Here is an 18,218-nt window from a genome sequence, read left to right on the forward strand (position 1 = left end):
CATCAGGCATATTCCTGCATCATTTCCTTTAACGTAAAGGATAGCGCGTGATAGACATACAGGCCTGTCATTAATGAAGGAAAGCCGTATCTTGTCCCGTCTTCATCGGGCAGAAGCGGCATTTTTAATTTGCTGTCAATATGAACATCACAAAATTCCTCAATCCCGGTTTGATCTTTGATGACAGGAGATACGCAAACGAGGCCGACCCCTTTTTCATAAAGCTTTTGAGCCAGCGCCTGTTCTTCAGCTGTGCCCGGACCTGAACAAAACATCAGCACCCTGTCGCTTTCTGTAACCGAATCAGCTGTATCCGGAAACGCTTTGACGGAAGGCATCGGTTCTGAGCCGAGTTCCGCCTCGCACAAAATGCCCTGCATCTCATTTGCGCCGTATAAATAAATGGTATGACCGCTGACGGCTGCCTGCGCCAGCAGGCGCGCGCCGTCTTCTATTGCTTCGGATTCCTTATCCTGAATGCGGGAAAAAATGCCTGCAAGCTGGGTCGTAAATATCTTTAACATGAGTGAAACCTCCTTTACACATACAAGAACAGTATACAACAAAAGAGAAAATGCTCAGAAAATGTCGGAAAGTAGACTATTATAATTAAAGGAAATGTGAAAATCAAACAGAATACATAAACAACTGCTTCCTTTTGACGAAAATGATAATATTGGGGTGTAAAATGATGAATGAAAAGATTTTAATCGTAGATGACCAATACGGTATACGCATATTGCTCAATGAAGTGTTTCATAAAGAAGGGTACCAGACGTTTCAGGCCGCCAACGGCATACAGGCGCTGGACATTGTAACGAAAGAACGGCCCGATCTCGTGCTTTTAGATATGAAAATCCCCGGCATGGACGGTATCGAAATTCTCAAGCGCATGAAGATGATCGACGAATCCATCCGCGTCATTATCATGACCGCGTACGGAGAACTCGATATGATTAAGGAATCAAAAGAGCTCGGAGCGCTGACCCATTTTGCGAAACCTTTTGACATTGATGAGATCAGAGACGCGGTGAAAAAATATTTACCTCTAAAATCGAATTAATAAAATTAGAAACAATTATGTCATTGTGTTGCCGATTTGTCGAAAAGTTGGTATCCTAGAGATGGAGAAAAAGCGATCTGTTGTTTTACATATGACAGGTTTTTATGGTCATGCTATAGGTGGAAAGCTTTTTTCGAGAAGAAGCAAATCAGGCTACATAAGGAGGACTTTCGACATGCCTTTAGTTTCAATGACGGAAATGTTGAATACAGCTAAAGAAAAAGGATATGCTGTTGGACAATTTAACTTAAATAACCTTGAGTTCACTCAAGCTATTTTACAAGCAGCAGAAGAGGAAAAATCCCCGGTTATTCTTGGTGTTTCAGAAGGCGCGGGACGCTACATGGGCGGCTTCAAAACAGTGGTTGCCATGGTTAAAGCTCTTATGGAAGAATACAAAGTGACAGTTCCTGTCGCGATTCACTTAGACCACGGTTCAAGCTTTGAATCTTGTGCGAAAGCGATTCATGCAGGTTTCACTTCTGTAATGATCGACGCATCTCACCATCCGTTTGAGGAAAACGTAGCAACTACAGCTAAAGTGGTTGAGCTTGCTCATTTCCACGGCGTTTCAGTTGAAGCTGAGCTTGGAACTGTAGGCGGACAGGAAGATGACGTGATCGCTGAAGGCGTAATCTATGCTGACCCTAAAGAGTGTCAAGAACTTGTAGAGCGCACTGGCATCGACTGCCTTGCACCTGCACTGGGTTCTGTTCACGGTCCTTACAAAGGCGAACCGAACCTCGGTTTCAAAGAAATGGAAGATATCGGAAAATCAACCGGCCTTCCGTTAGTACTTCACGGAGGTACAGGAATTCCGACTGCCGACATTAAAAAATCAATCTCACTTGGTACGGCTAAAATCAACGTAAACACTGAAAACCAAATTTCTTCTGCAAAAGCTGTCCGCGAAACATTGGCAGCTAAGCCGAACGAATACGATCCTCGTAAATATCTTGGACCTGCTCGTGAAGCAATCAAAGAAACGGTTATCGGCAAAATGCGTGAGTTCGGTTCTTCAAACCAAGCTTAATTCAATGTAACATCCATAAACCGCCTGACAGCATTGACAGGCGGTTTTATGTCTTACCTTTAGAAAGCGCAATCATGTTTTACAGTTCTGAAAATTTATTACTGGGGAGGCTTTCCTTATGTTATTTTTCATTGATACAGCAAACATTGACGAGATTAAAGAAGCTTATGAACTTGGCGTTCTTGCCGGAGTTACGACAAACCCTAGTTTAGTGGCGAAAGAAGCTGACGTGTCTTTCCATGACAGACTTCGTGAGATTACGGAAGTCGTGAGCGGATCAGTAAGCGCGGAAGTCATTTCCCTGAATGCTGAAGAAATGATTGAAGAAGGTAAAGAACTTGCGAAAATCGCGCCGAATATTACGGTGAAAATCCCGATGACGTCTGAAGGGTTAAAAGCCGTAAAAGCGCTGAGCGACCTGAACATTAAAACAAACGTAACGCTCATTTTCAGCGCCAACCAGGCGCTTTTGGCGGCAAGAGCCGGGGCGACTTATGTATCTCCGTTCTTAGGCCGTCTGGATGACATCGGCCATAACGGTCTTGAACTGATTTCAGAAATAAGACAGATTTTTGACATTCATGACATTGATACACAAATCATCGCAGCTTCCATCCGTCATGCACAGCACGTGACTGAAGCCGCTTTACGCGGTGCGCATATTGGTACGATGCCGCTGAAAGTCATTCACCAGCTGACGAAACATCCGTTAACGGATAAAGGCATCGAGCAATTCTTGGCTGACTGGAATAAATAAGGGGGAAAAGGGCGGCAAACCGGTTGCATCCGTTTGCCGCACCCTTATGTTTTCCTGTTTGGCAGCGGGCCTTCAGTATCAAAGTGAAGAGTGTGTTTCCCCGGAATATGAACCCGGCGGGCCTCTGTGCATCCTGTGTTAAAAATGCCCCGCAAAGCTTCGCTATTTTCTTCCTGTTATTTTATAATGTCCTTGTATTCTTTCTCTTCGAATTGGCTACATTTTGGACAAGAGCTTTATTTGCAGAGACAGAATAAAATGCCATTTTATTTACGCTCCGCAGCTATCTTCTTATGGAAGGAGACTATCATGGAAAAGTTGAATATTGCCGGCGGCGATCCGTTAAACGGAACCGTACATATCAGCGGCGCGAAAAACAGCGCCGTCGCATTGATACCCGCAACCATTCTGGCAAATTCCGAAGTAACGATCGAAGGGCTTCCGGAGATCTCAGATATTGAAACGCTGCGTGACCTGCTGAAAGAAATCGGCGGAAACGTCCATTTTGAAAAAGGAGAAATGGTCGTCGACCCTTCCCCGATGATCAGCATGCCGCTTCCCAACGGCAAAGTGAAAAAACTCCGCGCTTCCTATTACTTAATGGGCGCGATGCTCGGCCGCTTCAAACAGGCGGTCATCGGACTGCCGGGCGGATGCCATCTCGGGCCGCGGCCGATTGACCAGCATATCAAAGGGTTTGAGGCGCTTGGGGCGGAAGTCACCAATGAACAAGGCGCGATTTATCTGCGCGCCGAAAGGCTGAGAGGCGCACGGATTTATTTAGATGTCGTCAGCGTCGGAGCGACGATCAATATCATGCTTGCCGCTGTACTGGCTGAAGGTAAAACCGTGATAGAAAACGCCGCCAAGGAACCTGAGATTATTGATGTTGCCACATTGCTCACCAGCATGGGCGCGAAGATCAAAGGCGCGGGAACCAATGTAATCAGAATCGACGGCGTAAAAGAGCTGCACGGATGCAGGCATACGATCATTCCGGACAGAATTGAGGCGGGCACCTTTATGATCGCCGGCGCCGCGATGGGGAAAGAAGTCATTATTGATAATGTCATACCGACTCACCTGGAGTCTTTAACGGCGAAGCTCAGGGAAATGGGTTTTTACATCGAGACGAGTGACGATCAGCTTCTTATGCTCGGCGGGCAGAAGCAGATAAAACCGGTCGACGTAAAAACGCTTGTTTACCCGGGATTCCCGACTGATCTTCAGCAGCCGATGACATCTCTGTTAACGAGAGCCAGCGGCACGAGCGTCGTAACCGACACCATCTACTCGGCCCGATTTAAACATATAGATGAGCTGAGACGGATGGGGGCCAATATGAAAGTGGAAGGCAGGTCGGCCATTATCACCGGTCCGGCCGAGCTTCAGGGCGCAAAAGTAAAGGCGAGCGATCTGCGTGCAGGCGCTTGTCTGGTCGTCGCCGGACTCATGGCTGACGGCGTAACCGAAATTACCGGTCTCGAGCATTTAGACCGCGGCTACAGCAATCTTGAGAAAAAACTCGAAGGTCTGGGCGCCACAATCTGGCGGCAAAGGCTGACGGACGAAGAGATAGAACAGCTCCAAAATTCATAGAAATGCGGACTTTTGAGAGGAGATCGTGTTGAAATGGAAAGAAGCTTATCGATGGAATTGGTTCGAGTCACTGAAGCGGCGGCTTTAGCATCTGCCAGATGGATGGGCCGCGGGAAAAAAGATGAAGCTGATGATGCGGCGACAAGCGCAATGCGTGACGTGTTTGACACGGTGCCGATGAAAGGCACGGTCGTGATCGGGGAAGGCGAGATGGATGAAGCGCCGATGCTTTACATCGGCGAAAAGCTCGGAAACGGATACGGCCCGCGCGTCGATGTCGCCGTCGATCCTCTTGAAGGCACAAACATCGTAGCGAGCGGCGGCTGGAATGCGCTGACGGTGATCGCTGTCGCCGACCATGGAACATTGCTGAACGCCCCGGATATGTATATGGAAAAAATCGCGGTCGGTCCCGAAGCGGTAGGCTGCATCGATATCGAAGCGCCTGTCATTGATAACTTAAAAGCCGTTGCGAAAGCGAAAAATAAAGACATTGAAGATGTCGTGGCAACCATTTTAAATCGTGACAGACACGAAAAAATTATCTCTGAATTGCGTGAGGCGGGCGCCAGAATCAAACTGATCAACGACGGCGATGTCGCGGGCGCCATCAATACGGCCTTTGACCATACGGGAGTAGATATTCTCTTCGGTTCAGGCGGGGCTCCTGAAGGCGTGCTGTCTGCCGTTGCGTTAAAAGCGCTAGGCGGCGAAATCATCGGCAGGCTTCTGCCGCAAAGTGCGGAAGAGCAGGCGCGCTGTGAGCGAATGGGCCTTGATGTATCCAAAGTGCTCCGGATGGAGGACCTTGTGAGAGGGGATGACGCCATTTTTGCCGCAACGGGCGTCACGGACGGAGAGCTGCTGAAAGGCGTTCAGTTCAAAGGCTCCGTCGGCACGACTGAAAGCCTGGTCATCCGGGCGAAATCAGGAACGGTCCGATTCGTTGACGGAAGACACAGCCTGAAGAAAAAACCAAATCTTGTGATCCGGCCATAAATAGAGAAAAGCGGGACGGAAAGTCCCGCTTTTCTTTTGCAAAAAAGAGTCAACCCTATCATTTATATGTCAAAGCATTATTTAAGTTGAATAATTTTTTGAAATGAGGTAAAAATAAAGAGTGCTGCGATTTTTCTGTGTCATTCCTTCTTTTGAGTACTGGGAAATTTTCAAATTCTACCGCATACAGACGATATAAATATTGATCTTCTCAAGTTTTTGTCCTCGCTTCCTTCAAAACTCATTAAGACATTCCTTTTTTAAAAAAGCGCCGATCATGGGTGGAAGTGTTACCGATAGAAGTTCCTGAACGTTTTATAAAAGAATGTGCTTTGGCGGAATCATGCGAAGCAGCCGATTTGAATGAAAACAGCAATACATTGACTATGAAAAGCGTGGTGTTTTTATGAAAGACGTATCTATTTCCTCTTTGGAAAATATGAAATTAAAAGAACTATATGAACTGGCCAGACATTATAAAATCTCCTACTACAGCAAACTGACTAAAAAAGAATTAATCTTTGCCATCCTGAAAGCCAACGCCGAGCAGGAGGATCTTCTGTTTATGGAAGGCGTGCTCGAAATCATCCAATCGGAAGGATTCGGCTTCCTCAGACCGATTAATTACTCGCCAAGCTCAGAAGACATCTATATTTCTGCTTCCCAGATCCGCCGCTTTGATTTAAGAAACGGTGACAAAGTATCCGGCAAGGTGCGTCCGCCGAAAGAAAACGAACGCTATTACGGACTTTTGCACGTTGAAGCGGTAAATGGAGACGATCCGGAATCTGCGAAAGAGCGCGTTCATTTTCCCGCGCTGACGCCGCTTTATCCGGACCGCCAAATGGTGCTTGAGACGAAACCGAATTATCTCTCAACAAGAATTCTCGATATGATGGCTCCTGTCGGTTTCGGCCAGCGCGGTCTGATCGTGGCACCGCCGAAAGCCGGTAAAACCATGCTGTTAAAAGAAATCGCTAACAGCATTACGACAAATCAGCCTGACGCTGAATTGATCGTTCTCTTAATTGATGAAAGACCGGAAGAAGTAACGGATATTGAACGTTCCGTAGCGGGCGATGTCGTCAGCTCGACGTTCGATGAAGTGCCGGAAAATCACATTAAGGTAGCGGAGCTTGTGCTTGAACGGGCGATGCGTCTCGTTGAACACAAAAAAGACGTTATCATTCTGATGGACAGCATTACCCGCCTGGCACGGGCCTACAACCTCGTTATCCCGCCAAGCGGACGTACGCTTTCCGGCGGGATTGACCCGGCTGCGTTCCATCGTCCGAAGCGCTTTTTCGGTGCCGCGAGAAACATTGAAGAGGGCGGCAGCCTGACCATTTTGGCGACGGCGCTCGTTGACACGGGCTCCCGGATGGATGACGTCATCTACGAAGAGTTTAAAGGAACGGGCAACATGGAGCTTCACCTTGACCGTTCTCTTGCGGAAAGACGGATTTTCCCGGCGATCGATATCCGCCGCTCCGGCACGCGGAAGGAAGAGCTGCTCGTGCCGAAAGAGCATCTTGACCGTCTATGGGCGATCCGCAAATCGATGTCTGATTCTCCGGACTTCGCAGAGAAGTTTATGAGAAAAATGAAAAAAACAAAAACGAATCAGGAATTCTTCGATCTGATCAACCAAGAATGGAAGCAGGCAAACCTTTCATCATCAGCCCGCCGCTGATAAAAAATGTATTTGCAAATGCAGTAAATGACTGATATAATTCTCTCATATGCGTTCCGGATTCGCTCCGGAATAATAACTCTGTTTCCACACGGGATTCAGGGCGGAAGGAGATGGATACAATGAAAGCAGGAATTCATCCTAATTTCAAAAAAGCAACAGTTAAATGCGCTTGCGGAAATGAATTTGAAACAGGCTCAGTAAAAGAAGAGGTACGCGTTGAGATTTGCTCTGAATGCCACCCATTCTACACTGGACGTCAAAAATTCGCTTCTGCTGATGGTCGTGTTGATCGCTTTAACAAAAAATACGGTCTTAAGTAATAATAGATTTTACAGGCAGGCAAGAATTGCTTCTTGCCTGTTTTTTATGTCCATAAACAGGAAAAAAAGGGGAGCGGATAGCCTATGTACATAATGAAGCAAAGCGGATGGCTTGAGCTGATATGCGGCAGCATGTTCTCTGGGAAATCAGAAGAGCTGATCCGCAGAGTGAAAAGAGCGACTTATGCGAAGCAGGAGGTCAAGGTGTTCAAACCTGCCATTGATAATCGCTACAGTGAGGAGGCTGTCGTTTCTCACAACGGCACCTCCATGACAAGCCACGTCATCTCGTCTTCGGCTGAAATATGGGATCATATCAGTGAAAGCACGGACGTCATCGCGGTAGATGAAGTGCAGTTTTTCGGCGAATCGATCATCGGCGACTTATCCTCGCTTGCGGATAAAGGCTATCGTGTCATCGCGGCCGGACTTGATATGGATTTCCGGGGAGAGCCGTTCGGCGTGGTGCCGAATCTGATGGCGGTTGCCGAATCAGTGACGAAGCTGCAGGCGGTCTGCTCCGTTTGCGGGTCGCCGGCAAGCCGTACGCAGCGTTTGATTGACGGGAAGCCCGCTTCCTATGATGATCCGGTCATTTTAGTCGGCGCGTCGGAGTCATACGAAGCGAGATGCAGACATCATCACGAAGTGCCGAAAAAACAGACTGATAAATAACCCTTTTCATGAAAACATCGGTAAAAAATCCGGTGTTTTTTTGACGGTTTTTCAAAAATTGTAGTTAATTAACTTAAAAAAGAGTATGAAAAAATTAAGTAATTTTCATCTCTTGAATTTTCATTTTTACAGGCATAAAATGACTAAGTAATGTAAATAGTTATGAGACATTGTTCGAATAATTGTCAAAAAAAGATATAGCAGATCGCGATCACACTAGCCAAAATGGGTAATTACTTAACTTTGTTAACTATTTGAAGAAAGAAGGAGATTTTCTTGAATAATATTAAAGTAACGAAGGAAGGCAACTTAGAAACTACTTTAAGAGGAAAAGAAGTTCTATCTATCCCTACTTTAAATAAAGGTGTTGCGTTTTCAGCAGAAGAAAGAAAAAGCCTTGGATTAGACGGGCTGCTTCCTCCGACCATTCTGTCTCTTGATGAGCAGGCAAAACGCGCATACGAGCAGTTTCAAGCTCAGCCGGACCGCCTTCGCCAAAACGTGTATTTGAATGATTTGCAAAACCGTAACGAAGTTCTTTTCTTTAAATTGCTTCAAAACCATCTTCGTGAAATGCTGCCGGTTGTTTACACACCGACTGTCGGTGAAGCGATTCAAGAATACAGCCATGAGTACAGAAGACCTCAAGGGATTTACCTTTCTATCGACAATGTAGAAGGAATCGAAGAGGCATTTGAAAACCTTCATGCCACTGCCGGAGATATTGATCTGATCGTTGCGACAGACTCAGAAAGCATCCTCGGAATCGGTGACTGGGGTGTAGGCGGTATCAACATCGCCATCGGTAAATTAGCCGTATACACAGCGGCTGCCGGTATTGACCCAAGCCGTGTTATTCCTGTCGTTCTTGACGTCGGTACGAACAATGAAAAACTTCTGAACGATCCTTTATACATCGGTAACCGTCATGAACGTATCCAAGGCGAACGTTATGAAGCTTTCATTGACGCTTATGTAAAAGCTGCGCTTAAATATTTCCCTAAAGCTCTTCTTCACTGGGAAGACCTTGGAAACAAAAACGCGCGCAATATCATGAAGAAATACAACCATGAAATTCTTACCTTCAACGATGACATTCAAGGAACAGGCGCAATTACGCTTGCAGGTGTGCTTGCGGCTATGAAGAAAACAGGCGCGTCTATTAAAGACCAGCGTGTGGTTGTCTTCGGTGCGGGATCTGCCGGAATCGGAATCGCTGACCAAATCCGCGACACTATGGTGCTTGCCGGTCTTTCTGAAGAAGAAGCCAACAAAGCGTTCTACACAATGGACTACAGAGGCTTGTTAATTGAAGGTATGGAAAACATTCTTGATTTCCAAGAGCCGTACCTGCGCACAGCTGAAGAAATTAAAGATTGGAAACGCGATGAAAACGGACAAATTCCTTTCATTGAAGTGATCCGTCAAGCGAAACCGACAATCTTAATCGGTACATCAGGCCAAAGCGGCGCGTTCAGTGAAGAAATCGTCAAAGAAATGGCAAAACACGTTGAGCGTCCGGTCATCATGCCGATGTCTAACCCGACACCGCTTGCTGAAGCCGTTCCTAGCGATCTTTTCAAATGGACTGACGGCAAAGTGCTTGTGGCGACAGGAAGCCCGTTTGACAATGTAGAGTACAATGGCGTTTCTCATGAAATCGGACAATCTAACAACGCGTTCGCGTTCCCTGGACTTGGTCTCGGTTCAATCGTTGTAGAAGCGAAAGTGATTACTCCTGCAATGTTTGCGGCAACTGCTGACGCAATCGCAGAAAGCGTTGATTTTGAAACACCGGGTGCAGGCCTTCTGCCGAGCATGAGCGACTTACAAGAAGTTTCAATTAAAGTTGCGATCGCCGTAGCGGAAACTGCCATTAAAGAAGGCGTGGCAAACCGCATTCCTGAGAATGTAGAACAAGCCGTTCTTGATGCAATGTGGAAACCGCAATATAAACAAGTTATCGCTAAATAATTTTACGATTAATTTTACAGTCCGAGGGAAAGCTTTTATGTAAAGGCTAAAGTATACGGACATTAAGGATTTGGAGGAGAATATTTTGAGCTTCTTAGATATTTTAATCCTCCTGGCGCCGATCTTTTTCGTGATCGTGCTGGGATGGTTCGCAGGTCGCTTCGGAAGTTATGACGCGAAGTCAGCAAAAGGGGTAAGCACCTTAGTTACGAAGTACGCGCTTCCGGCGCATTTTATCGCAAGTATTTTAACCACTTCAAGAAGTGCGTTTTTATCACAGGTTCCTTTGATGATCGCTTTGATCATTGGGATTGTCGGATTCTTTATCGTCATTCTGTTGGTTTGCAAATTTATCTTCAAGTATGATTTAACGAATTCATCTGTATTTTCTTTAAACTCTGCACAGCCGACATTTGCATTTATGGGTATTCCGGTACTCGGAAGCTTATTCGGAGCAAACGAAGTAGCGATTCCTATCGCGGTTACGGGTATCGTGGTTAACGCCATCCTTGACCCGCTTGCGATCATTATCGCTACAGTCGGTGAGTCATCTAAGAAACAAGACAGCGAAAACGAGAACTTCTGGAAAATGACTGGTAAGTCTATTCTTCACGGTCTTTCCGAACCGCTTGCGGCTGCACCGCTTATCAGTATCATCCTGGTACTCTGCGGTGTAACACTCCCTGGCTTGGGTGAAAAAATGCTTGATCAGCTCGGAAGCACAACATCAGGTGTTGCACTCTTTGCCGTCGGTGTAACTGTCGGTATCCGCAACATCAAGCTCAGTCTGCCGGCTTTCGGTATCGCTTTGTTAAAAGTTGCCGTTCAGCCTGCGCTGATGTACTTGATCGCTCTTGCAGTCGGACTTCCGGCTGACCAGATCACTAAAGCGGTATTGCTCGTTGCATTCCCTGGATCTGCGGTAGCGGCAATGATTGCCACACGTTTCGAAAAACAAGAGGAAGAAACTGCGTCCGCGTTCGTGATCAGTGCGATTTTATCTCTCATCTCACTGCCGATCATCATTGCGCTGACTGCATAATGAAAAGCTCCCTGTTTCAGGGAGCTTTTTTGATTAGAATTGAAATTTAAAAGGCGAAAATCTCGTTTTTTTTCTGGGTTTCTTATGTTCTGAAGAAGCGGCTGTTTCTGAGAGGGGAGCTGTCTGGGCAAGTTCCTGGATGCGGGAGGCCAATGTCTGCAATTCGGTATTGAGGTCGTCAATTTCCCGTCTGTGCTGAAGAAGCTGATAAGACACCCCTTCATCCGCTTTTTGTTTCAGCTGGCGTTCCAGCTCCTCTATCCTTGAAAGCAGATGGTTCTCACCTTGTTTCTCTTTCGTGAGAATGTCCAGTTTGCGCTCCAGCTCTGCCAACCTTTGTTCAGCGCCGCCATTGATTTTCGGACGCTGCAAAATAAAGCCTGTCCGTTTTTTCGGCTGCCGGGGCACTTGAACGTCCAGAAGGGCAGTGCCTTCAGAAATTTGCCGTTTGACCGATTTCAGCACATCAAGATCCTCAGGTGTAAAGGAATAATGTCCGAGCTCATTCCGTTCAGCCGGAAGATTCAGCTGCTTGACCCACCTTTGCACCGTTTTTGCGGAGACACCGAGCTCTTTCGCGGCCATGTTTGTATTCATGATCACATACCTCCTTTTTGCTAGGTATTCGACCATGAGGCGGCGTTCCCTTCATGTTAGACAAAACAAGAAGGAATTCGCCAAAGAAAGCGGCATTTCTTCAAAAAACGTTACGCTTCATACAATTCAAGCGGAAGCTTGTCGGGATCGAAGAAAAAGGTAAACCGTTTCCCCGTCAGCGGATCGGTTCTGATCGGTTCTGTGCCGACGCCCTTTTCTTTTAACTCCCTGACGGCTGCTTCAAGATCGTTTACGGTGAAGGCGAGATGCCGGAGACCCGCGGCTTCCGGTCTGGTCGGCCGTTCGGGCGGATCGGGAAAGGAAAACAATTCAATCGCATACGCGCCGTCCAGCGCCAGATCGAGTTTATAAGATTCCCGTTCCTTTCGATATGTTTCTTTTATAATGCCGAAACCGAGTATCTCGGTGTAAAAAGCTTTCGACTTTTCATAATCAGAGCATATGATTGCTATATGGTGGATGGATTTCAGCATATCCGCCCCTCCTTTTTTGCTTCAGTATAACAGAGGCGAATTGCTTTTGACTGGCGATAAGCCCTATACTATAATGAGAATGTTACGCACAGGAAAACAGAGGTGAAGACCGTGTTAGACCGTTTACAGTCAATTGAACAACGATACGAAAAATTAAATGAGCTTTTAAGTGATCCGGAAGTGGTCAACGATCCGAAAAAGCTTAGAGAATATTCGAAAGAGCAATCTGATATACAAGAAACCGTTGAAGTCTATAGACAATACAGAGACGCATCAGAACAGCTTGCCGATGCGAAAGCGATGCTTGAGGAAAAGCTTGATGCCGATATGAGAGAAATGGTGAAGGAAGAAATCTCCGAACTGCAGGGAGAGACGGAAACCTTATCAGAGCGTTTGAAAGTGCTCCTCATCCCGAAAGACCCGAACGATGACAAAAACGTAATTATGGAGATCCGGGGAGCAGCGGGAGGAGAAGAAGCTGCGCTGTTTGCGGGAAATCTCTACAGAATGTACTCCCGTTACGCCGAGATCCAAGGCTGGAAGACTGAAGTCATGGAAGCAAACGTGACCGGAACGGGCGGTTACAAAGAAATCATCTTTATGATTACGGGAAAAGGCGCATACTCCAAGCTGAAGTATGAAAATGGCGCGCACCGCGTACAGCGTGTTCCGGAAACGGAATCAGGCGGCCGTATTCATACATCCACGGCGACGGTGGCGTGTCTTCCTGAAGCGGAAGAAGTAGAAGTGGACATCCACGAAAAAGACATCCGCGTCGATACATTCGCATCAAGCGGACCGGGCGGACAAAGCGTAAACACGACGATGTCGGCCGTACGCCTGACGCATTTACCGACCGGTGTCGTCGTATCCTGTCAGGATGAAAAATCTCAGATTAAAAATAAAGAAAAAGCGATGAAGGTGCTCCGCGCCAGAATCTATGACAAATTCCAGCAGGAAGCTCAGGCTGAATATGATCAGACCCGTAAATCAGCCGTCGGATCAGGCGACCGTTCCGAGCGTATCCGCACATACAATTTCCCGCAAAACCGTGTGACGGATCACCGCATCGGCCTGACGATTCAAAAGCTGGATCAAATCCTGGAAGGCAAGCTTGATGAAGTGGTTGAAGCGTTAATCGTAGAAGACCAGTCAAGCAAGCTCCAGCAGGCGGAAAATTAAGATGAAGACCGTTTTTGAAGCCCTAAGCTGGGCTTCTTCTTATTTAACCGAAGCGGGAAGAGAAAAAAACGCGGCCGAGCTGCTGCTGTTAAATGATATCGGAATGGATCGGAGCAAGCTTCTCGCAAGTCTGCAGGAGCCCGTCGGCGAGGACGAGCTTTACCGATTCAGACGGCATGTGGAAATGCATAAAGAAGGCGTTCCGATTCAATATATTATCGGGAAAGAACAGTTTTACGGCAGGGAATTTTTTGTGAATGACGATGTTCTCATTCCGCGTCCGGAAACGGAAGAAGTCGTCTTTCATCTGCTGGACAGACAGAAGCGGGTATTTTCCGGGGCGGAACGACTGAACGTCATTGATATCGGTACGGGGAGCGGAGCTATTGCGGTGACGCTCGCGCTTGAATGCAGACATTTTTCAGTATCGGCTTCGGATATTTCAAAAGAAGCGCTGCAGGTGGCGGAAAGAAATGCGCAAAACCTCGGAGCGGACGTGTGCTTTTTGCAGGGAGATCTGTTAACTCCTTTTATTTCATCAGGAAAAAAAGCGGATATTATTGTTTCCAATCCGCCGTATATTTCTGAAGAAGAAATGGCGGATTTGTCGGATATCGTCCGTTTCCATGAGCCGCTTCATGCACTTACGGACGGCGGTGACGGTTTGAAATTCTACAAGCGGTTTATGGAGGAGCTGCCTCTTGTCATGAAAGATAAAGCGCTTGTCGTCTTTGAAATCGGATATAATCAGGGAAAAGCCGTGAAAGACCTGTTCCGTCATTCCTTTCCGAATGCGGAAGTGGAAGTCGTACAGGACATCAACGGAAAAGACAGAACCGTATCCGCGGTCATCACATCATGAAAAAAGCCCGCCGGTGACGCACACGGCGGGCTTTTGTTACAATGGAAAGAAAATGAAAGGGGCATCCGCCTTGAAAAAAGCGTTCGCCTTCGGATGTATACTCGCCGCCGCAGCTTATGCGGCTGGATTTGTCCTGCCGTTTGGCTTTGACATCATTTTCGGCGCCGTTACGGCTGTTCTTATCGTCGCAGCGGTCATCGTTTCCGGGCTGGCCGTAAGCGGAGCGGAGCAGCGGGCCAATTATCATTCTGAAACAGAAGAAGGACGGCACGCCCGTTTAAAGATGGCCGCCGTTTTCTTTTGCGCCGCTCTCCCTTCAGCCGGCTGTCTGCTGATTACGCTTCTGTAGCCGAATTTTGTCTTTGCAGCAATACGGAATCCCACACCCAATAGACGACGGCTGTTAAAACCGCAAAGATATAAAAGGCTGAATTAGAAAACAGAGATTGGCCTGACGGCTGCAAAAGACCGAAGATGATCCCGTTTGCAATGAACGACACCCCTAAATAATAAAGAAAATACAGCGGATGAAATCTCTTCGGCTTTTTATTCAGAAAGTATTGAAGCGGCAGCGCAAAAATCAAATAAGGAAACAAAAAATAAAACGCCATCGAAATGAAAGCCGCGATAATGAATTGATGAACATACAAAATAGAATAAATGACAGACATACATGCCGCCGACAGCAGCACGGTGTAATTATATTTCATCTGAAAACCTCCTATCAAAATAATATCGTACCATATTTTGAATCTGTCAATGCAGATTATCAGCTTGCTAGATTTTTTTCTTCCCGCCGGTTTAAACCTTTTCCGTCATGTCCATAATGGGACTAGATAAAAAAAGCACGGAGAGGAACGGTGGGGACCGATGAAACAGACAATGATGATCTGCATATATATTTTTCTTTTATTATCAGGAGCGCTTGCGGGTTTGACAAAAGAAGAAACGGCGCGGGCATCAGCCGATGAGCCCGTCGTCATACCGGATGAAGCGATCCGGCTCAGGATTTTGGCCAACAGTGATAACGATGAGGATCAAAAGCTCAAGCGCCAGATCAGAGATGCTGTAAACGAGCAAATCACGGACTGGGTGAAAGATATCACTTCCATTGAAGAAGCGCGGCGGCTCATTCGTTCGAAGCTTCCTGAAATTAAAGAAATCGCCAAACAAACGATGAAAGAAAAGGGTGCGCATCAATCCGTTTCAGTTCAATTCAATAAAATTTCGTTTCCGACAAAGCTGTACGGCAATATGGTCTATCCGGCCGGAAAATATGAAGCCATTTTAATTACACTCGGCAATGGCGAGGGCGCCAACTGGTGGTGCGTCTTGTTTCCGCCGCTGTGCTTCCTTGATTTCTCAAACGGCGAAGCGGTGAAAGATCAGGAAGACGGCGGACAGAAGCAGGAAGAAACGCAGAAACAGACAGAAAAAGTGCTGGATGACGTAAAAGCAAAGGCTGATAAAGCGAAGAAAGAAAATAAAGATGACGATGATACCGAAGTGAAGTTTTTCCTCGTCGATTGGATTTCAGATCTATTTTCCTGAAGCAAAAGGCATAAATCCGGATTCGATTCATAGATTGGAAGAAAGAGTTGATCGAAACGGAGGGAAATATATGTTTTATCAGCTGAGAGTGGCAAGAGATCAAGATACGGAGGCGCTGGAGGCCTTTTTGAAAAAGTCTGATACGGCACATGCGGAAATCGATCAGCAGATCAGCCGGTTTATCGTGCTGGAAGACAGCGAAAAAAAGATTGCCGCCTGTCTCGGGATCGAAAAATTCAGCGGCGGAAAAGGGCTTCTCCGTTCACTCGTCATGTCGGACAGGCTGAATCAAAGCCATATCGTTACACTGTTTCAAAGTATGGATGTGCTGTGCAAAAAACATGAGATTCAAGATGTCTACTTAGTCGCCAATCAGCCCTCATCTGCTGAGTTTCTGAATGTGATGGGATTTGAAGCGTGCGCCGATGCGCCTGATGAACTGTATACGTCCGAACATTTCCGCAACTCGTTATGCACAGAAGGTTCGTTTTTAATGGTGAAAACCTCTGCCTGATCTAACTTATACACAAGGTTATCCACTTATTAAAAAGTGTTGTCCACAGTTTGTGGATAACACTTGTTTTATTAAAGGACATCTTTTATACTTTCAAAAGGAATACACGAGAGAAAATAAAGTTTTACCGCTTTAAAATAAGGAGTTTGGTTATACATGAAAACAAGAAGATGGTTTGTGGATTGTTCCGCAGAATTATCCACAACCGATCCCCAAATTACACAAGCCGCGGAATTGCTCCGGCAGAATGAGGTTGTGGCTTTTCCGACAGAAACCGTTTACGGACTGGGCGCTAACGCTGAAAATACGGAAGCCGTAACGAAAATATATGAGGCGAAAGGAAGGCCGAGCGATAACCCGCTGATTGTGCATATATCCCATATCAGCCAGCTTGATCGTTTTATCAGCCATATTCCTGAGACGGCGAAAAAGCTTATGGAGCTATTCTGGCCGGGGGCGCTGACCCTTGTCCTGCCGTGTAAGCCCGGTGCGCTGTCACCCCGTGTCACCGCGGGACTTGAGACGGTAGCGGTCAGAATGCCTGATCATCCGGCAGCATTAGCCCTCATCAGCTCGGCCGGACTGCCGATCGCCGCGCCGAGCGCCAATTTATCAGGAAAACCGAGCCCGACGAAGGCCGAGCATGTCGCTCATGATTTAAACGGCCGCATTGCGGGTATTGTGGACGGCGGCGCGACGGGAATCGGAGTGGAATCAACCGTTCTGTCCTGTACGGGGAAACAGCCCGTGCTGCTTCGTCCGGGAGGCGTGACAAAAGAGCAGATTGAATCCGCCGCCGGTCCGGTTCTTGTGGATAAAGGGCTGACCGAAGAAGATGAGGTTCCTATTTCTCCCGGTATGAAATATACACATTACGCGCCTTCTGCGCCGATGGCTATTGCCGACGGCGGCGCCCGGAGAATTCAAGAACTGGCAGACGCATATAAAAGCCGGGGAAAACGAATCGGCATTTTGACAACAGAAGAGAACGCCGATAGTTACCAGGCTGATTATATCAAGGTCTGCGGCAGACGCGCCGACCTTGAAACAGTGGCGTCCGCCTTATACGATGCGCTCCGCAGCTTTGATGAAGCGGAAGTGGATATGATTATTTCTGAGTCCTTTCCGGATACCGGAGTGGGGCTCGCCGTTATGAACAGGCTGATGAAAGCCGCAGGCGGCACCGTTATCCATTAACTTGTTCTACCCCTTATCGGACATGCATAAGCTAAACAAGCGGGCACGTCCAAGGGGGTTTTTATTCATGTCGAATCTATTCATCGGGGAACTTGTCTCCTTAAGCATCATGGCATTTGCTTTGGGGACGGATGCCTTTTCCGTCGGGCTCGGAATGGGGATGATTCAGCTGAAGAAAAAACAGATTTTTCATATAGGGGTTGTCATCGGGCTGTTTCATGTCATGATGCCGCTGGCGGGAATGGCGGCCGGGCATCTGCTGTCCGGTTTTCTGGGGATGCTCGCCGTTTACATCGGCGGATCTCTTCTTTTCATTTTAGGAGTGCAGATGATGATCGCCGCGTTTAAACAATCGGACGGGCCGCTCATATCTCCGGCAGGCTCGGGACTGTTGCTGTTTGCGGTCGGTGTCAGTCTGGACAGCTTTTCTGTCGGGCTCAGTCTCGGGATGAACGGCTCCAATCCGTTTCTGGCCGTTACGCTGTTCGGGGTCTTCAGCACCGTTTTAACATGGGCGGGCCTTTTGGCGGGAAGAAAGGTGCAGTCGTGGCTCGGCTCCTACAGCGAAGCGCTTGGCGGAGCCATTTTGATCGGATTCGGGCTGAAACTGCTTTTACCGATATAAGATACGTAAAAAAAGAAACGAAGATGCCGTTTCTTTTT

Annotated in this window: 21 protein-coding genes and 1 pseudogene; 18 read left to right on the forward strand and 4 right to left on the reverse strand. The window is 47.2% G+C overall.

Annotated features, from left to right (window positions below; translation table 11 throughout):
* Positions 1-2: 2 nt before the first annotated feature.
* The gene (locus tag ACWJJ4_RS02000) at positions 3-524 is read right to left on the reverse strand and encodes a DUF2529 domain-containing protein (RefSeq protein ID WP_077722977.1); all 522 of its coding nucleotides are present in this window, start codon (positions 522-524) and stop codon (positions 3-5) included.
* A 164-nt stretch (positions 525-688) separates the two neighbouring features.
* Here ACWJJ4_RS02000 and spo0F point away from each other — a divergent pair, with 164 nt between their 5' ends.
* The 11 genes and pseudogenes from spo0F (at position 689) to ACWJJ4_RS02055 (ending at position 11,158) form a co-directional block, all read left to right on the forward strand.
* Positions 689-1,063 carry a sporulation initiation phosphotransferase Spo0F gene (gene spo0F / locus ACWJJ4_RS02005; RefSeq protein WP_012118670.1) on the forward strand — a complete coding sequence of 125 codons (375 nt, stop codon included), beginning with the start codon at positions 689-691 and terminating at the stop codon, positions 1,061-1,063.
* A 175-nt stretch (positions 1,064-1,238) separates the two neighbouring features.
* The gene (locus ACWJJ4_RS02010; protein ID WP_003151102.1) at positions 1,239-2,096 is read left to right on the forward strand and encodes a class II fructose-bisphosphate aldolase; all 858 of its coding nucleotides are present in this window, start codon (positions 1,239-1,241) and stop codon (positions 2,094-2,096) included.
* A 118-nt stretch (positions 2,097-2,214) separates the two neighbouring features.
* Positions 2,215-2,853: a fructose-6-phosphate aldolase gene (gene fsa / locus ACWJJ4_RS02015; protein WP_003151103.1), complete on the forward strand. Its 639-nt coding sequence runs from the start codon at positions 2,215-2,217 to the stop codon at positions 2,851-2,853.
* Between the two features lie 309 nt (positions 2,854-3,162).
* Positions 3,163-4,452 carry a UDP-N-acetylglucosamine 1-carboxyvinyltransferase gene (locus tag ACWJJ4_RS02020; protein WP_014306008.1) on the forward strand — a complete coding sequence of 430 codons (1,290 nt, stop codon included), beginning with the start codon at positions 3,163-3,165 and terminating at the stop codon, positions 4,450-4,452.
* Positions 4,453-4,485: 33 nt separating this feature from the next.
* Positions 4,486-5,451 (forward strand): class II fructose-bisphosphatase, encoded by a 966-nt coding sequence (gene glpX / locus ACWJJ4_RS02025; RefSeq protein WP_003151105.1) that lies wholly within the window; start codon positions 4,486-4,488, stop codon positions 5,449-5,451.
* A gap of 201 nt (positions 5,452-5,652) precedes the next feature.
* Positions 5,653-5,861: pseudogene (locus ACWJJ4_RS02030) on the forward strand (hypothetical protein).
* Positions 5,858-7,144, forward strand: coding sequence for a transcription termination factor Rho (rho, locus tag ACWJJ4_RS02035; protein WP_003151107.1), 1,287 nt, complete (start codon positions 5,858-5,860; stop codon positions 7,142-7,144). Before ACWJJ4_RS02030 ends, rho begins: the two are co-directional and overlap by 4 nt.
* A 122-nt stretch (positions 7,145-7,266) precedes the next feature.
* Complete coding sequence (rpmE, locus tag ACWJJ4_RS02040; RefSeq protein ID WP_003151132.1) at positions 7,267-7,467, forward strand: 50S ribosomal protein L31; 201 nt, start codon at positions 7,267-7,269, stop codon at positions 7,465-7,467.
* 84 nt (positions 7,468-7,551) lie between these two features.
* Positions 7,552-8,142 carry a thymidine kinase gene (locus ACWJJ4_RS02045; protein ID WP_038464350.1) on the forward strand — a complete coding sequence of 197 codons (591 nt, stop codon included), beginning with the start codon at positions 7,552-7,554 and terminating at the stop codon, positions 8,140-8,142.
* Between the two features lie 276 nt (positions 8,143-8,418).
* Complete coding sequence (gene malS / locus ACWJJ4_RS02050; RefSeq protein ID WP_003151135.1) at positions 8,419-10,116, forward strand: oxaloacetate-decarboxylating malate dehydrogenase; 1,698 nt, start codon at positions 8,419-8,421, stop codon at positions 10,114-10,116.
* Positions 10,117-10,201: 85 nt separating this feature from the next.
* Positions 10,202-11,158: an AEC family transporter gene (locus ACWJJ4_RS02055; protein WP_003151136.1), complete on the forward strand. Its 957-nt coding sequence runs from the start codon at positions 10,202-10,204 to the stop codon at positions 11,156-11,158.
* Positions 11,159-11,191: 33 nt separating this feature from the next.
* On the opposite strand, the gene racA is transcribed toward ACWJJ4_RS02055, so the two are convergent.
* Both racA and gloA2 read right to left on the reverse strand, forming a co-directional pair.
* A complete protein-coding gene (racA, locus tag ACWJJ4_RS02060) occupies positions 11,192-11,755 on the reverse strand; it encodes a chromosome-anchoring protein RacA (protein WP_015418422.1) in 564 nt (187 codons plus the stop codon).
* 110 nt (positions 11,756-11,865) lie between these two features.
* On the reverse strand, positions 11,866-12,249 hold the full coding sequence (gene gloA2, locus ACWJJ4_RS02065; RefSeq protein ID WP_003151138.1) for an SMU1112c/YaeR family gloxylase I-like metalloprotein: 384 nt from the start codon (positions 12,247-12,249) through the stop codon (positions 11,866-11,868).
* Between the two features lie 111 nt (positions 12,250-12,360).
* Between gloA2 and prfA the strand changes: the two genes are divergently transcribed.
* The 3 genes from prfA to ACWJJ4_RS02080 all read left to right on the forward strand — a co-directional run bounded on the left by prfA (position 12,361) and on the right by ACWJJ4_RS02080 (position 14,642).
* Entirely contained in the window at positions 12,361-13,431 is a 1,071-nt protein-coding gene (gene prfA / locus ACWJJ4_RS02070) for a peptide chain release factor 1 (RefSeq protein ID WP_003151139.1), read from the forward strand.
* A gap of 1 nt (position 13,432) precedes the next feature.
* A complete protein-coding gene (gene prmC, locus ACWJJ4_RS02075; RefSeq protein WP_069449067.1) occupies positions 13,433-14,293 on the forward strand; it encodes a peptide chain release factor N(5)-glutamine methyltransferase in 861 nt (286 codons plus the stop codon).
* A gap of 70 nt (positions 14,294-14,363) precedes the next feature.
* Complete coding sequence (locus ACWJJ4_RS02080; RefSeq protein ID WP_069449066.1) at positions 14,364-14,642, forward strand: DUF5316 family protein; 279 nt, start codon at positions 14,364-14,366, stop codon at positions 14,640-14,642.
* On the opposite strand, the gene ACWJJ4_RS02085 is transcribed toward ACWJJ4_RS02080, so the two are convergent.
* Entirely contained in the window at positions 14,629-15,003 is a 375-nt protein-coding gene (locus ACWJJ4_RS02085) for a UPF0715 family protein (protein WP_069449065.1), read from the reverse strand. The genes ACWJJ4_RS02080 and ACWJJ4_RS02085 overlap by 14 nt on opposite strands.
* A 160-nt stretch (positions 15,004-15,163) precedes the next feature.
* On the opposite strand from ACWJJ4_RS02085, the gene spoIIR reads away from it, so the two are divergent.
* From spoIIR to ACWJJ4_RS02105, 4 genes are all read left to right on the forward strand, one after another.
* Positions 15,164-15,844 (forward strand): stage II sporulation protein R, encoded by a 681-nt coding sequence (gene spoIIR / locus ACWJJ4_RS02090; RefSeq protein WP_077722976.1) that lies wholly within the window; start codon positions 15,164-15,166, stop codon positions 15,842-15,844.
* Between the two features lie 70 nt (positions 15,845-15,914).
* Positions 15,915-16,358 carry a GNAT family N-acetyltransferase gene (locus tag ACWJJ4_RS02095; RefSeq protein ID WP_003151145.1) on the forward strand — a complete coding sequence of 148 codons (444 nt, stop codon included), beginning with the start codon at positions 15,915-15,917 and terminating at the stop codon, positions 16,356-16,358.
* 156 nt (positions 16,359-16,514) lie between these two features.
* Positions 16,515-17,555, forward strand: coding sequence for an L-threonylcarbamoyladenylate synthase (locus ACWJJ4_RS02100; protein ID WP_070082510.1), 1,041 nt, complete (start codon positions 16,515-16,517; stop codon positions 17,553-17,555).
* A gap of 67 nt (positions 17,556-17,622) precedes the next feature.
* Complete coding sequence (locus ACWJJ4_RS02105) at positions 17,623-18,180, forward strand: manganese efflux pump MntP (protein ID WP_039253506.1); 558 nt, start codon at positions 17,623-17,625, stop codon at positions 18,178-18,180.
* Positions 18,181-18,218: the final 38 nt, after the last annotated feature.

This window comes from Bacillus sp. JK62, from assembly GCF_053663455.1.

Bases quoted from the DNA above. Each gene is read 5' to 3' on its own strand.
- ACWJJ4_RS02000 (WP_077722977.1), bottom strand. From the start codon at position 524: ATGTTAAAGATATTTACGACCCAGCTTGCAGGCATTTTTTCCCGCATT.
- spo0F (WP_012118670.1), top strand. From the start codon at position 689: ATGATGAATGAAAAGATTTTAATCGTAGATGACCAATACGGTATACGC.
- ACWJJ4_RS02010 (WP_003151102.1), top strand. From the start codon at position 1,239: ATGCCTTTAGTTTCAATGACGGAAATGTTGAATACAGCTAAAGAAAAA.
- fsa (WP_003151103.1), top strand. From the start codon at position 2,215: ATGTTATTTTTCATTGATACAGCAAACATTGACGAGATTAAAGAAGCT.
- ACWJJ4_RS02020 (WP_014306008.1), top strand. From the start codon at position 3,163: ATGGAAAAGTTGAATATTGCCGGCGGCGATCCGTTAAACGGAACCGTA.
- glpX (WP_003151105.1), top strand. From the start codon at position 4,486: ATGGAAAGAAGCTTATCGATGGAATTGGTTCGAGTCACTGAAGCGGCG.
- rho (WP_003151107.1), top strand. From the start codon at position 5,858: ATGAAAGACGTATCTATTTCCTCTTTGGAAAATATGAAATTAAAAGAA.
- rpmE (WP_003151132.1), top strand. From the start codon at position 7,267: ATGAAAGCAGGAATTCATCCTAATTTCAAAAAAGCAACAGTTAAATGC.
- ACWJJ4_RS02045 (WP_038464350.1), top strand. From the start codon at position 7,552: ATGTACATAATGAAGCAAAGCGGATGGCTTGAGCTGATATGCGGCAGC.
- racA (WP_015418422.1), bottom strand. From the start codon at position 11,755: ATGAATACAAACATGGCCGCGAAAGAGCTCGGTGTCTCCGCAAAAACG.
- gloA2 (WP_003151138.1), bottom strand. From the start codon at position 12,249: ATGCTGAAATCCATCCACCATATAGCAATCATATGCTCTGATTATGAA.
- prmC (WP_069449067.1), top strand. From the start codon at position 13,433: ATGAAGACCGTTTTTGAAGCCCTAAGCTGGGCTTCTTCTTATTTAACC.
- ACWJJ4_RS02085 (WP_069449065.1), bottom strand. From the start codon at position 15,003: ATGAAATATAATTACACCGTGCTGCTGTCGGCGGCATGTATGTCTGTC.
- spoIIR (WP_077722976.1), top strand. From the start codon at position 15,164: ATGAAACAGACAATGATGATCTGCATATATATTTTTCTTTTATTATCA.
- ACWJJ4_RS02095 (WP_003151145.1), top strand. From the start codon at position 15,915: ATGTTTTATCAGCTGAGAGTGGCAAGAGATCAAGATACGGAGGCGCTG.
- ACWJJ4_RS02100 (WP_070082510.1), top strand. From the start codon at position 16,515: ATGAAAACAAGAAGATGGTTTGTGGATTGTTCCGCAGAATTATCCACA.
- ACWJJ4_RS02105 (WP_039253506.1), top strand. From the start codon at position 17,623: ATGTCGAATCTATTCATCGGGGAACTTGTCTCCTTAAGCATCATGGCA.